At 55.3% G+C, this 12,348-nt stretch carries 12 protein-coding genes and 2 tRNA genes; all 14 read left to right on the top strand.

Annotation, left to right across the window (positions count from 1 at the left end; translation table 11 throughout):
- The 14 genes from BM427_RS08630 to BM427_RS08560 all read left to right on the top strand — a co-directional run bounded on the left by BM427_RS08630 (window position 1) and on the right by BM427_RS08560 (window position 12,331).
- A complete protein-coding gene (locus tag BM427_RS08630; protein WP_090120894.1) occupies window positions 1–852 on the top strand; it encodes a class II fructose-bisphosphate aldolase in 852 nt (283 codons plus the stop codon).
- 81 nt (window positions 853–933) lie between these two features.
- Window positions 934–1,794 carry a ketose-bisphosphate aldolase gene (locus tag BM427_RS08625; protein WP_039080099.1) on the top strand — a complete coding sequence of 287 codons (861 nt, stop codon included), beginning with the start codon at window positions 934–936 and terminating at the stop codon, window positions 1,792–1,794.
- A 48-nt stretch (window positions 1,795–1,842) separates the two neighbouring features.
- Window positions 1,843–2,760, top strand: coding sequence for an ROK family protein (locus tag BM427_RS08620; protein ID WP_139234397.1), 918 nt, complete (start codon window positions 1,843–1,845; stop codon window positions 2,758–2,760).
- Window positions 2,757–3,443 (top strand): D-lyxose/D-mannose family sugar isomerase, encoded by a 687-nt coding sequence (locus tag BM427_RS08615; RefSeq protein WP_090120892.1) that lies wholly within the window; start codon window positions 2,757–2,759, stop codon window positions 3,441–3,443. Before BM427_RS08620 ends, BM427_RS08615 begins: the two co-directional genes overlap by 4 nt.
- Before the next feature lie 354 nt (window positions 3,444–3,797).
- The gene (locus BM427_RS08605; protein ID WP_090120889.1) at window positions 3,798–4,472 is read left to right on the top strand and encodes a metal ABC transporter ATP-binding protein; all 675 of its coding nucleotides are present in this window, start codon (window positions 3,798–3,800) and stop codon (window positions 4,470–4,472) included.
- Entirely contained in the window at window positions 4,469–5,332 is an 864-nt protein-coding gene (locus BM427_RS08600; protein WP_090120888.1) for a metal ABC transporter permease, read from the top strand. The genes BM427_RS08605 and BM427_RS08600 overlap by 4 nt, the downstream gene beginning before the upstream one ends.
- 13 nt (window positions 5,333–5,345) lie before the next feature.
- On the top strand, window positions 5,346–6,224 hold the full coding sequence (locus BM427_RS08595) for a metal ABC transporter substrate-binding protein (protein WP_090120886.1): 879 nt from the start codon (window positions 5,346–5,348) through the stop codon (window positions 6,222–6,224).
- Window positions 6,225–6,412: 188 nt separating this feature from the next.
- Entirely contained in the window at window positions 6,413–6,910 is a 498-nt protein-coding gene (pncC, locus tag BM427_RS08590; RefSeq protein ID WP_090120884.1) for a nicotinamide-nucleotide amidase, read from the top strand.
- Between the two features lie 90 nt (window positions 6,911–7,000).
- Window positions 7,001–8,065, top strand: a complete 1,065-nt coding sequence (recA, locus tag BM427_RS08585) for a recombinase RecA (protein WP_090120882.1) — start codon at window positions 7,001–7,003, stop codon at window positions 8,063–8,065.
- Window positions 8,066–8,133: 68 nt separating this feature from the next.
- Entirely contained in the window at window positions 8,134–8,634 is a 501-nt protein-coding gene (gene recX, locus BM427_RS08580) for a recombination regulator RecX (RefSeq protein WP_090120881.1), read from the top strand.
- A 130-nt stretch (window positions 8,635–8,764) separates the two neighbouring features.
- Window positions 8,765–11,395 carry an alanine--tRNA ligase gene (gene alaS, locus BM427_RS08575; protein ID WP_090120880.1) on the top strand — a complete coding sequence of 877 codons (2,631 nt, stop codon included), beginning with the start codon at window positions 8,765–8,767 and terminating at the stop codon, window positions 11,393–11,395.
- Between the two features lie 240 nt (window positions 11,396–11,635).
- The gene (csrA, locus tag BM427_RS08570) at window positions 11,636–11,821 is read left to right on the top strand and encodes a carbon storage regulator CsrA (RefSeq protein ID WP_007370562.1); all 186 of its coding nucleotides are present in this window, start codon (window positions 11,636–11,638) and stop codon (window positions 11,819–11,821) included.
- A gap of 336 nt (window positions 11,822–12,157) precedes the next feature.
- Window positions 12,158–12,250: transfer RNA gene (locus BM427_RS08565), tRNA-Ser, on the top strand.
- 4 nt (window positions 12,251–12,254) lie between these two features.
- A tRNA-Arg gene (locus BM427_RS08560) sits at window positions 12,255–12,331 on the top strand.
- The last annotated feature ends 17 nt before the right edge of the window (window positions 12,332–12,348 follow it).

Here is a 12,348-nt window from a genome sequence, read left to right as displayed (position 1 = left end):
ATGTTTGCCGACATGAAAAGTATGGTGACCAAAGCCTGGCGTGAACACTATGCGCTGCTGGCCATCAACTGCATGAACCTCGAAAGCGCCCGCGCGGCGGTGCGGGTTGCCGAGAAACACCGCGCGCCGATTATCCTGAACCTGTATCAGGGACATCTGGCGCATTTCCCGCCACCGGTTGCCGTGGCGGTGGTGAAAGCGCTGGCCGAGGAGGCCACGGTGCCGGTCACGCTGGCGCTGGACCACGGGAAAGATCCGGTGCGCATTCGCCAGGCGTTTCGCGCCGGGTTCAGCGGGCTGATGATTGATGCGTCCGCCTTCCCGCTGGAGGAGAACGTCCGTCAGACCCGCGCGGTGGTTGAGCTGGCTGCCAGCGCCGGGCTGTGTGTGGAAGGGGAGTTAGGCCATCTTGCCGATGCGCCGTGCTACGACCACGCCACCAATGCGGATCTGATGACCCAGGCCGCCGACGTCGAGCCGTTTATCCAGCAGACCGGGATTGATCTTCTGGCTGTGTCAGTCGGAACCGCGCACGGCATGTACGCTCCCGGCATTACGCCCGCCATTGATTTTCAGCGCCTGGAAGAGGTGGCCCGCAAATCGACGGTGCCCCTGGCATTGCACGGCGGCAGCGGAACCCCGTTTGACCAGATGCAGCGTTGTCCGTCCTTTGGCGTCGCCAAGATCAACGTCGGTGCGGCGGTGTTCGAAGCCGGCAAAGCCGCGCTGCTGCATACCCTGTGTCATGACAGCTCCCTGGAACTGGTAGACGTGCTGATCGCCATGGAGCAGGCCAGCGAGGACGCCATTATCCCATATCTGCAGGCCAGCGGCGCTATCGGCAAAGCCTGATTCATTTTTCTGTAACGCCTTCTATGCCTCTGCAACGACGCACCGGCAGGGCTTGCTATACCCTGAAACTGGAGAATCAACATGTTAATTTCAATGAAAGAGTTACTGAAACCCACCCGCCAACACGGTTTCGCCATTGGTGCGTTCAACGTGGCGGACAGTTGCTTCATTCGCGCGGTGGTGGAAGAAGCGGAAGCCACCAACACGCCTGCGATTATTTCCATCCACCCCAGCGAACATGATTTTGTCGGGGATAGCTTTTTCGGCTATGTCCGCGATATCACCATGCGCAGTCCGGTGCCGTTCACCCTGCACTTGGATCACGGGGCATCGGTCGAGCATGTGCTGCGGGCAATCCAGTGCGGGTTCACCTCGGTGATGATCGATGGCTCGCTGTTGCCCTATGAGGAGAACGTGGCACTGACCAAAGAAGTGGTGCGTCTGGCGCATGCGGTGGGCGTTTCGGTGGAGGGGGAACTGGGCACCATCGGCCAGACGGGCACGTCTGTAGAAGGCGGCGTGTCGGAAGTGACCTATACCGACCCGGCACAGGCAGAGGATTTTATTGCCCGCACCGGGGCAGATACTCTGGCGGTGGCGATCGGTACGGCGCACGGTATCTACCCGAAAGGGATGCAGCCGAAGCTGCAAATGAACATTCTGCGCGATATTGCCGGACGTCTGGACATTCCGCTGGTGCTGCATGGCGGTTCGGCGAACCCGGATGCAGAAATCGCCGAATCGGTGACCCTGGGAGTGGGCAAAATCAATATCTCCAGCGACATGAAATACGCCTACTTCCAGAAAGTGCGTGAGATCCTCGCCCGCGAAACCTGGTGGGATCCGAACGTGATCTATCCGGATGCGATCAACGCCGCGCGAGAGGTGATCCGCTACAAAATGAAGCTGTTTGGATCAACCGGGAAAGCGTCACTCTACTAAGGCCATTGAGGCGGGTTCGCCCGCCTCTTTCGCAATAAGGAAAGAGATATGTACTACCTGGGGCTGGATATCGGCGGCACGAAAATTGCGGCGGTGGTGATGGACGCACAGGGGCAGGAAATAGCCCGTTACCGTTGCCCGACGCAGAAAGCAAGTTATCCGCAGTTTGTGGAATCGGTGGTCACCTTTATCGACCAGATTAGCCATGACATACAACAACCGATGATGACGGGGATTGCCCTGCCGGGCAGCGTCTCGCCGCTGAGCGGGCTGATTAAGAACTCGAATATCCAGGTGATTAATGGTCGCGCGTTGCAGACGGATCTCCAGCAGTTACTGGGGCAGACGGTGGTGATGGCAAACGACGGCAACTGTTTTGCCTTGTCGGAAGCCTGCGACGGTGCAGGGGAGCAACATGAGGTGGTGTTTGGCATCACGCTCGGTACCGGCTGCGGCGGTGGAATAGCCATTCACCGTCAGTCGTTTGTTGGCGCGTGGGGGAATGCCGCCGAGTGCGGGCACATCACTCTGCCGGGCTACAGCGAACGGCACGACGGCCCGCCAGCTCGCTGTTACTGCGGTAAAGACAACTGCGTGGAGTCGTTTGTCTCCGGGACGGGGATGAGCGAACGCTACCAGTGGCTGAGCGGGCAACACCTGTCTGTCGACGCGATTGTGGCGTTGGCACAGCAGGGTGAACCCAATGCGGTGCTGCAGGTAGCACGGTTTCGCCAGCAGCTCGCCCGCACGCTGGCGACGGTGGTGAACCTACTCGACCCTGGTGTGATTGTGATGGGGGGCGGGCTGTCGAATGCGGGGTTGCTTACCGCGAACCTGGGGACTGAAGTGGCTCACTTCGTTTTTACCGATGATTTCTCTACCCCCATCGTAAAAGCCCATCACGGCGATAGCAGCGGCATGCGGGGCGCTGCCTGGCTTGCCATTCGAACCGGGAGAACAGAATGAAACGTTCACAGATTAACTATGCCGTTGATAAAGCTCATGCCATCGCCGAGACGTTCCGGGTGTGCTTGCCGGAGTTTGCGTTTTTTACCGCCGATGCCTGGCGAAAGCAGCCGCTGGGGGAGTGGAGAGAAGTGCTGGATCTGCAGTTGGGCTGGGATATCACCGATTTTGGCCGGGGTGATTTCGGCAAGATTGGCCTGACGCTGCTGACGTTGCGTAACGGCGCACTGAATTCGAGCGCATACCCGAAGCCGTACGCCGAAAAGATGCTGCAAATTCAGCAGGAGCAGCAGACGCCGTGGCATTTTCATACCCATAAGATGAAAGACATTCTGAACCGGGGCCGTGGCGATTTGTGTATGCAGCTCGGCTGGGTGAAGGATGAGGCGCTGTTCGACGAGCGGCGCACGGTTGAAGTGAGCGTAGACGGGCGGAAACGTACGTTTAAGCCCGGCGAGACGCTGGTGTTAAAACCGGGGCAGGGGGTGTGTCTGCCGCCGCGCTTGTATCACCGTTTCTGGGCCGAGAAAGCGCTTGTGCTCGGTTGGGAGATTTCGATGGTGAATGACGATAAGCGCGATAACCATTTCCTCGAACCCGGCAGGCGTTTTCCGGCCGTTGAGGAGGATGTCACATTTAAGTGGTTGTTATGCAACGAATATTATCGATTGAATGTGACGTGACATGAACGGTAGCTTATGTGAACAGCGCGTTTTTTCCCTCTCCTTTTTCTGTTTCTTATACTCAAATCCCTGATGTGGTCGTCGGGGATTTTTTTGAAACTTTTCCCCATCCGTCCTGTGTTACGCCTCTGACAGCGCCCGCAGGAGGAGAATCTGAAACATTTCGATGCACTCCCGTTTCGCCTCTGCATTTACATTAACGCCATGAATGTTTATTGTTATGTTATAACATTTTTGAGGCGTGTCGATGATCCCCGTAACTCTGTTTTCTCTTTCTGGTGCGACCCGGTTGCTGCTGGCCGTCGCGTTATTGCTGGTGCTCTGGCTCCTGACTGATTGGGCGGTCACGTTGCCATGATCGAACTTGACCATTTAGTGGCGGGATATGAGCGGCTGGCCATTACCCCTGCGCTCTGCGGTACGCTGGAGCGCGGAAGTATGACCGCTATTGTCGGCGCTAACGGCTGCGGCAAATCGACATTACTCAAAACGCTGGCCGGATTTTTACCTCCGGTGAGCGGCGTACTACGCTGGCAACCGTCACGCCCGACAATTGGCTGGCTGGCGCAACGTCACGCGTTGGAATCGCAGTTCCCGCTCACCGTTCAGGATGTGGTTTGCATGGGCTGTTGGCCGCGTATTTCTCTGTTTCGCGGCATAAATCGTGATGCGCGTAAGCGGGTTGCGCAAGGGCTGGAACGCGTGGGCTTAACGGCCATGGCGTGTGAAACCATTGATACGCTCTCCGGCGGGCAATTCCAGCGCATGTTATTTGCCCGCATCTGGGTACAAAACGCGCCTCTGGTCATGCTGGATGAACCCTTCACCGGCATTGATGAAATTACCTCGCAGATATTGATGGAACAAATCGTTGATATGCACCACGAAGGGCAGACCATTCTGGCGGTGCTGCATGATAGTGAACGTGTAGCGCGTTACTTCCCGCAAACCCTGCGCCTTGGTGAAAAAGCCGCGCAGTGGGGCGCATCCGACCAGTCTCAGAGGACGGCTGAGGTGTGCAGCGCATGATTTGGCATCTCTTTTTCCAGCCGTTTATTGAATTTGGTTTTATGCGTCGTGCGTTGGTGGTTTGCCTGGCGCTTTCGGTCAGTACCACGGCACTGGGCGTCTTTTTGCTGCTGCGTCGAATGAGCCTGATGGGCGATGCGCTTTCGCACGCCATTCTGCCGGGTGTGGCAGTCGGTTACTTACTGAACGGCATGTCGCTGCTGGCGATGAGTATTGGTGGCTTCGTTGCGGGCATCACCGTGGCGCTGGTCGCTGGCTGGGTCAGCCGCCGGACGCCGCTGAAAGAGGACGCCAGCTTTGCCGGTTTTTATCTCGGCTCACTGGCGCTGGGTGTCACGCTGGTGTCGTTACGTGGCTCGAACGTCGATCTGTTGCATCTGCTGTTTGGTTCGATTCTGGCGGTGGATAGTCATGCGGCGCTGTTTGTCGCGGGTGTCGCCAGCCTGACGCTGATCGTGCTAGCGATGGGTTATCGCGGGCTGGTCAGCGAAGCGTTCGACAGTGCATTTTTGCAGGTGAATGCATCCCGCTTGCCGGGATTGCTGCATGGGCTGTTTCTGGCGTTGCTGGTATTAAATCTGGTGGCCGGGTTTCAGGTTCTCGGCACGTTGATGGCGGTGGGTGTCATGATGTTGCCGGCAGTGGCGGCGCGCTGTTGGGTGCGTACGCTACCTGCGTTGCTGCTACTGGCGGCGGTGACCGGTGCGCTCTGCGCCTGGTTAGGCTTAAGTTTATCGTGGACGGCGGGCCTGCCTGCTGGCCCAGCTATCGTTCTGACCGCCAGCGCAATGTTCTTTTTTTCCATTTTATTTGGCACGCGCAGCGGGCTGGCTCAAAGCCTGCGTGCGCTTTTAACGTAGCAAGGGGAAATTGATGAAACGTACAGGGGTGATGCTGGCGATTGCGCTGGGTTTGATGGCGCAGGGCGCGATGGCAAAAACGTTAAATGTGGTTACCAGTTTTTCGATTCTGGGCGACATTACACAAGAAGTAGGTGGTGAGCATGTAAAAGTGACGTCGCTGGTTGGGCCGGATGGCGATCCGCACACCTTTGAACCCTCGGCGAAAGACAGCGCGTTGCTGAATAAAGCCGATGTGGTGGTGGTTAATGGTTTAGGGCTGGAAGGCTGGCTCGACAGGTTGGTGAAGGCCTCAGGTTTTAAAGGTAAACTGGTCGTGGCTTCAACCGGCATATCTACACATACGCTGGAAGAGGATGGTAAAACCGTGACCGATCCCCACGCCTGGAACAGCGCCGCCAACGGCGTGCTGTATGCACAAAATATTCTGGCCGCGCTGGTGAAAGCCGATCCGGCAGATGAAGCCGCGCTCAATGCTTCCGGCCAACATTATATCGCCGAGTTAAAACAAATGGATAGCTGGGCGAAAGCGCGCTTCAGCGCTATTCCACAGGCAAAACGCAAAGTGCTGACCAGCCACGATGCCTTCGGCTATTTCGGCCGTGCCTACAACGTCGAGTTTATGGCGCCGCAAGGGATCTCCTCGGAGAGCGAAGCCAGTGCTGCACAGGTGGCCTCGCTGATTAAGCAGATCAAGGCCGATGGCGTTCACGTCTGGTTTATGGAGAACCAGCTCGATCCGCGTCTGGTAAAACAGATCGCCAGTGCGACCGGCGCGCAGCCGGGTGGTGAACTCTATCCGGAAGCGCTAAGCGCGAAAGGCGGCGTGGCGGATACCTATCAGAAAGCGTTTCGCCATAACGTTGACACCATCGCTAACAGCATGAAATAACCTCTGTAACCGGATAGGTGGCAGCCACCATCCGGCGAACTGACCGGCGGCCGGGCCTGTGCTCCGTGCCGCCATTTTCTCTACCGCGCTTTTTTCGGAAGCCTCCTCGTAAATTCATTAACCCATCCCCACATTTGCCCGGAAAGTGGTATCTTTTCCGCCACGATTTTTTGCGTACGGGAGCCATCATGACGGACACTGAATTAATGCAACTGAGCGCACGTATCGGGCAGGTGTTAAAAGCGCGTGGTGCAACGCTAACGACTGCGGAATCCTGCACTGGCGGTTGGGTTGCAAAGGTCATCACCGACATTGCCGGCAGTTCCGCCTGGTTTGAACGTGGGTTTGTTACCTACAGTAATGAAGCAAAAGCGCAAATGATTGGCGTGCACCCCGACACGCTGGAGGCGCACGGCGCGGTGAGCGAGCCGGTGGTGGTGGAAATGGCGATTGGTGCGCTGAAAGCCGCGCGTGCCGATTATGCTATTTCGATCAGCGGTATCGCCGGGCCGGACGGCGGCAGTGAGGAGAAACCCGTCGGCACCGTCTGGTTTGGCATTGCCAGCGTCAGCGGGGAAGGGATTACGCGGCGCGAATGTTTTGCTGGTGATCGCGAATCGGTGCGCAGGCAGGCGACGGCGTATGCGCTGCAAACCCTCTGGCAACATTTTCTACAAAAGACTTGATACTGTATGACCATACAGTATAATTGCGACAACAGAACAGTAATTCACCGCGGGGCGTAACGCGCTTCACTCTGCATGACAGGAGTAATAATGGCTATCGACGAAAACAAACAAAAGGCGCTTGCAGCGGCACTGGGTCAGATCGAAAAGCAATTCGGTAAAGGCTCCATCATGCGTCTGGGTGAAGACCGCTCCATGGATGTGGAAACTATCTCCACCGGTTCGCTCTCGCTGGACATCGCGCTGGGCGCGGGCGGTCTGCCGATGGGGCGTATCGTCGAAATTTACGGGCCGGAATCATCCGGTAAAACCACGCTGACATTACAGGTGATTGCCGCAGCGCAGCGCGAAGGTAAAACCTGTGCGTTTATCGATGCGGAGCACGCACTGGATCCTATCTATGCCCGTAAGTTGGGCGTGGATATCGATAACCTGCTGTGCTCCCAGCCAGACACCGGTGAGCAGGCGCTTGAGATCTGTGATGCGCTGGCGCGCTCCGGCGCAGTTGACGTGCTGGTTGTTGACTCCGTTGCAGCATTGACGCCGAAAGCGGAAATTGAAGGTGAAATCGGCGACTCTCACATGGGCCTCGCGGCACGTATGATGAGCCAGGCGATGCGTAAGCTGGCCGGTAACCTGAAACAGTCCAACACGCTACTGATCTTTATCAACCAGATCCGTATGAAAATCGGTGTGATGTTTGGCAACCCGGAAACCACCACCGGCGGTAACGCGCTGAAGTTCTACGCTTCTGTGCGTCTGGATATCCGTCGCATCGGTGCAGTAAAAGAGGGTGACAACGTTATCGGTAGCGAAACCCGCGTAAAAGTGGTGAAAAACAAAATCGCTGCCCCGTTCAAACAGGCTGAATTCCAGATCCTTTACGGTGAAGGTATCAACTTCTACGGCGAACTGGTTGACCTCGGTGTGAAAGAGAAGCTGATCGAAAAAGCGGGTGCCTGGTACAGCTACAACGGTGAAAAAATAGGACAGGGTAAAGCGAATGCAACAACCTGGCTGAAAGAGAACCCGGCGACGGCGAAAGAGATCGAGAAAAAAGTACGCGAAATTCTGCTCAGTAATCAGAATTCCGCTGCGCAATTCTCGGTGGATGGCAACGGCGAAGACGTTGAAGAAACCAACGAAGATTTCTGATAATCTGAACCGCAATCGAGGGCTGCTGATGCAGCCCTTTTGCTTTTCTGCGACCACAGGAATAAGCCATGACTGATGAAACTCCCCGCCGCGCTGCTCTTCCCCGTTTGCGCGATCGGGCGATGCGAATTCTGGCGATGCGCGATCACAGCGAAAAAGAGTTTCGCCGTAAACTGACGGCACCGGTAATGGGAAAAAAGGGTCCAGAGGAATTCGACTGTACGGAAGAAGAGGTGGAGCAGATTGTTGAGTGGTGTCTTGAGCACCATTTTCTCGATGATGCCCGTTTCGTGCGTCAGTTTATCGCTAGCCGGGCTCGCAAAGGCTATGGACCTGTTCGTATTCGCCAGGAGGTGAATCAAAAAGGGATCGCGCGGGAAGCGATGGAGCAGGCGATGCGTGAATGCGATATCGACTGGGTCGCCAGCGCCCGCGATCAGGCGCTGCGTAAGTATGGAGAACCACTGCCGACTGAGTTTGTCGCAAAAGTAAAAGTGCAACGTTTTTTACTCTATCGTGGCTTTTTGCAGGAAGATATTCAGGAGATATGGCGAAATTTTGCCGACTGAGCGCATACGGGATTTTACTTCGCACTAAAGAAAACTTATCTTATTCCCACTTTTTCCAGTAACTGGCGTGTCTGCTATGTCATGGTGGCGGCTGGTTACCATATTTCGTTAGCTTGATTTCAGGATAATTATGAGCAAGAGCACCGCTGAGATCCGTCAGGCGTTTCTCGATTTTTTCCATAGCAAAGGACATCAGGTAGTTGCCAGCAGCTCCCTTGTGCCAAATAACGACCCGACTTTGCTGTTTACCAACGCAGGGATGAACCAGTTCAAGGATGTGTTCCTTGGGCTCGACAAACGTAATTATTCCCGCGCCACCACGGCACAGCGTTGTGTCCGTGCCGGTGGTAAACACAATGATCTGGAAAACGTCGGTTACACTGCACGTCATCACACCTTTTTTGAAATGCTGGGCAACTTCAGCTTCGGCGATTACTTCAAGCATGATGCTATCCAGTACGCATGGGAACTGCTGACCGGTGAAAACTGGTTCAACCTGCCGAAAGAGCGTCTGTGGGTGACGGTGTACGAAACGGATGATGAAGCCTACGAAATTTGGGAAAAAGAAGTCGGTATCCCGCGTGAGCGTATTATTCGCATCGGTGATAACAAAGGCGCAGCTTACGCGTCTGACAACTTCTGGCAGATGGGCGATACCGGTCCGTGCGGTCCGTGTACCGAGATTTTCTATGATCACGGCGATCACATCTGGGGTGGCCCTCCGGGCAGTCCGGAAGAAGACGGCGACCGTTACATCGAAATCTGGAACATCGTCTTTATGCAGTTTAACCGCCAGGCCGATGGCACCATTGAACCGCTGCCGAAACCATCAGTGGATACCGGTATGGGCCTGGAACGAGTGGCCGCCGTACTGCAACATGTGAACTCCAACTATGAAATCGATCTGTTCGTTAAGCTGATCGAAGCCGTAGCGAAAGTGACCGGCGCGACGGATTTGAGCAACAAATCCCTGCGCGTTATTGCGGACCACATTCGCTCCTGTGCGTTCCTGGTTGCTGACGGCGTGATTCCATCGAACGAAAACCGCGGCTACGTGCTGCGTCGTATCATCCGTCGTGCTATCCGCCACGGTAATATGCTGGGCGCGAAGGACACTTTCTTCTATAAACTGGTTGCGCCGCTGATTGCCGTGATGGGCTCTGCTGGGGAAGATCTGCAGCGCCAGCAGGCGCAGGTTGAACAGGTTCTGAAAACCGAAGAAGAGCAGTTTGCCCGTACTCTGGAGCGTGGTCTGGCGCTGCTGGACGAAGAGCTGGCAAAACTGCAAGGCGATACGCTTGACGGCGAAACGGTCTTCCGTCTGTACGATACCTACGGTTTTCCGATGGATTTGACAGCGGACGTTTGCCGCGAACGTAACCTGAAAATTGATGAAGCTGGTTTTGAAGCCGCCATGGAAGAGCAGCGCCGCCGCGCCCGTGAGTCCAGCGGATTTGGTGCGGACTACAACGCGATGATCCGCGTTGATAGCGCCTCGGAATTTAAAGGCTACGATCACCTTGAACTGAACGGCAAAGTGACTGCGCTGTTTGTCGACGGCAAGCCGGTAAACGCAATTGCTGCAGGCCAGGAAGCGGTTGTCGTGCTTGATGAAACGCCATTCTATGCAGAGTCCGGCGGTCAGGTTGGCGATAAAGGCGAACTGAAAGGCAACGATTTTGCGTTTACCGTGCAGGATACGCAGAAATATGGTCAGGCGATTGGCCACATCGGCAAGCTGGCGACTGGGACCCTGAAAGTGGGTGACGGCGTGAAAGCGGAAGTCGACGAAGCGTGTCGGAAGCGCATACGCCTGAACCACTCCGCCACACACCTGATGCATGCTGCGTTGCGTAGCGTCCTTGGCACTCATGTCGCGCAGAAAGGCTCGCTGGTGAATGACAAAGCACTGCGCTTTGACTTCTCTCATTTCGAAGCGATGAAACCGTCTGAGATCCGCGCGGTGGAAGATCTGGTGAATGCGCAGATTCGTCGTAACCTGCCGATCGAAACCAACATCATGGATCTGGAAGCCGCAAAAGCGAATGGCGCGATGGCGCTGTTTGGCGAGAAATACGATGAGCGCGTGCGTGTCCTGAGCATGGGCGATTTCTCTACTGAACTGTGCGGCGGTACGCACGCTTCCCGCACCGGTGATATTGGTCTGTTCCGCATTGTGTCTGAATCCGGCACGGCCGCTGGCGTGCGTCGTATCGAAGCGGTGACCGGCGAAGGTGCGATTGCCAGCCTGCATGCGCAGAGCGACCAACTGCACGATATTGCGCAGTTGCTGAAAGGCGATAGCCAGAACCTCGGTGACAAAGTACGTACCGTTGTCGATCGTACGCGTCAGTTGGAAAAAGAGTTGCAGCAGCTTAAAGAGCAGGCGGCAGCGCAGGAGAGCGCGAACCTGTTCGGCAAAGCGATTGACCTTAACGGTGTGAAACTGCTGGTCAGCGAACTGGCAGGCGTCGAGCCGAAGATGCTGCGTACCATGGTGGATGATCTGAAGAACCAGTTAGGTGCTTCTGTTATTGTTCTTGCTACTGTGGCTGAAGGGAAAGTTTCTCTGATTGCGGGAGTCTCGAAGGATGTGACTGACCGTGTGAAAGCAGGGGATCTGGTTGGTATGGTTGCCCAGCAGGTTGGGGGCAAAGGGGGCGGACGTCCGGACATGGCGCAAGCCGGTGGTACCGACGCGGCTGCGCTTCCTGCTGCTCTTGCCAGTGTTAAAGACTGGGTAAGCGCAAAACTGTCATAACTACAAAGCGAATGCACAGGCTATAATCTTACCGATTATGGCCTTGTTGTCACTACGCTATTGATAACAAGAAAGTCAGGTTGAAGTTGTGTATATCGGCTAAACTTACGTTTAACAGAATGTGATGCCGTGACTGCTTACACTTTACGTGTTTGTCATCGCTTACTTTTTGGCGTTATATGATGGATAATGCCGGGATACAGAGAGACCCGACTCTTTTAATCTTTCAAGGAGCAAAGAATGCTGATTCTGACTCGTCGAGTTGGTGAAACCCTCATGATTGGGGATGAGGTCACTGTGACTGTCTTAGGGGTTAAGGGTAACCAGGTGCGCATTGGCGTTAATGCCCCGAAAGAAGTATCTGTTCACCGTGAAGAGATCTACCAGCGTATCCAGGCTGAAAAATCACAGCAGTCCAACTACTGATTCTATTATGCGTCTCGCGGTTGCACGGCGAGACGCAACACCTCCTCCAGATATTCTCCTCTCCAGGTTTCCTTTTTATTTCAGCCCCGCATATTTTTGCATCAGACGCATATTTTCCTGACAGGTTTGTTTCTGTCTTTCTCCAGCGAAGCGGCGGAAATTCTGCTGAGAAAACATCCTTTTTGGCCTTTTTACAGGCTAATTGACTGCGAAGTGTGCAAATGATTCAGGGGCGGGAAAAATTGTTTGACTTATAAGTCCCAGAAAGTAATATGTGCGCCACGCAGCGACGATGAGCTCTCAACAAGTTCTTCAAAGCACTCGAAAGAGGCGTGTGGTGAGGTGGCCGAGAGGCTGAAGGCGCTCCCCTGCTAAGGGAGTATGCGGTCAAAAGCTGCATCCGGGGTTCGAATCCCCGCCTCACCGCCATTTTGCATCCGTAGCTCAGCTGGATAGAGTACTCGGCTACGAACCGAGCGGTCGGAGGTTCGAATCCTCCCGGATGCACCATATTTTGAGGAAGTGAC

The sequence above is a fragment of the Kosakonia arachidis genome (assembly GCF_900116535.1).
GTDB lineage: Bacteria > Pseudomonadota > Gammaproteobacteria > Enterobacterales > Enterobacteriaceae > Kosakonia > Kosakonia arachidis.
The sequence above is the reverse complement of the archived record's forward strand: the minus strand, read 5'-3'. Positions and strand labels throughout refer to the sequence as shown.

Bases quoted from the DNA above. Each gene is read 5' to 3' on its own strand.
- BM427_RS08630 (WP_090120894.1), top strand. From the start codon at position 1: ATGTTTGCCGACATGAAAAGTATGGTGACCAAAGCCTGGCGTGAACAC.
- BM427_RS08625 (WP_039080099.1), top strand. From the start codon at position 934: ATGTTAATTTCAATGAAAGAGTTACTGAAACCCACCCGCCAACACGGT.
- BM427_RS08620 (WP_139234397.1), top strand. From the start codon at position 1,843: ATGTACTACCTGGGGCTGGATATCGGCGGCACGAAAATTGCGGCGGTG.
- BM427_RS08615 (WP_090120892.1), top strand. From the start codon at position 2,757: ATGAAACGTTCACAGATTAACTATGCCGTTGATAAAGCTCATGCCATC.
- BM427_RS08605 (WP_090120889.1), top strand. From the start codon at position 3,798: ATGATCGAACTTGACCATTTAGTGGCGGGATATGAGCGGCTGGCCATT.
- BM427_RS08600 (WP_090120888.1), top strand. From the start codon at position 4,469: ATGATTTGGCATCTCTTTTTCCAGCCGTTTATTGAATTTGGTTTTATG.
- BM427_RS08595 (WP_090120886.1), top strand. From the start codon at position 5,346: ATGAAACGTACAGGGGTGATGCTGGCGATTGCGCTGGGTTTGATGGCG.
- pncC (WP_090120884.1), top strand. From the start codon at position 6,413: ATGACGGACACTGAATTAATGCAACTGAGCGCACGTATCGGGCAGGTG.
- recA (WP_090120882.1), top strand. From the start codon at position 7,001: ATGGCTATCGACGAAAACAAACAAAAGGCGCTTGCAGCGGCACTGGGT.
- recX (WP_090120881.1), top strand. From the start codon at position 8,134: ATGACTGATGAAACTCCCCGCCGCGCTGCTCTTCCCCGTTTGCGCGAT.
- alaS (WP_090120880.1), top strand. From the start codon at position 8,765: ATGAGCAAGAGCACCGCTGAGATCCGTCAGGCGTTTCTCGATTTTTTC.
- csrA (WP_007370562.1), top strand. From the start codon at position 11,636: ATGCTGATTCTGACTCGTCGAGTTGGTGAAACCCTCATGATTGGGGAT.